Origin of the sequence: Pseudomonas sp. 2995-1, from assembly GCF_002742505.1 — a bacterium.
Lineage (GTDB): Bacteria > Pseudomonadota > Gammaproteobacteria > Pseudomonadales > Pseudomonadaceae > Aquipseudomonas > Aquipseudomonas sivasensis.
This window is the reverse complement of the sequence record NZ_LJSA01000543.1, coordinates 1-293: the sequence shown is the minus strand read 5'-3', so window position 1 is coordinate 293 and position 293 is coordinate 1. Positions and strand designations below refer to the sequence as shown.

Genomic DNA, 293 nt, shown 5'->3' with positions numbered 1-293 from the left:
ATGGCTGGATTTGGATCTGTAAGTTCTTCACTCCCACCAAGTGGCTCTCTACTAAGCATAATATGTTCCAATGTTTCAATACTTCCATCTTGATAATAAACTAGTCCTGTTTCTCCTGTCGTTTTCACTACACCAGCATTTTTCACTTCATGAGGTGTTTGTACCCAACCTTGATAATCTTGTAGCGCAATAGCCGGTAGGCCATCAAGAAACAGCATCATTTCATTCGATACATCATTTATCCAAACATACCCCTTTATATTTCCATTATACTCCGGCAATATTTCGTAGAC

At 38.9% G+C, this 293-nt stretch carries 1 protein-coding gene; it reads right to left on the bottom strand.

What is annotated here, in order from left to right:
• Positions 1 to 293 (bottom strand): anti-sigma factor (locus AOA61_RS31360; RefSeq protein ID WP_178075218.1); only part of this gene is annotated, 293 nt, incomplete at both ends.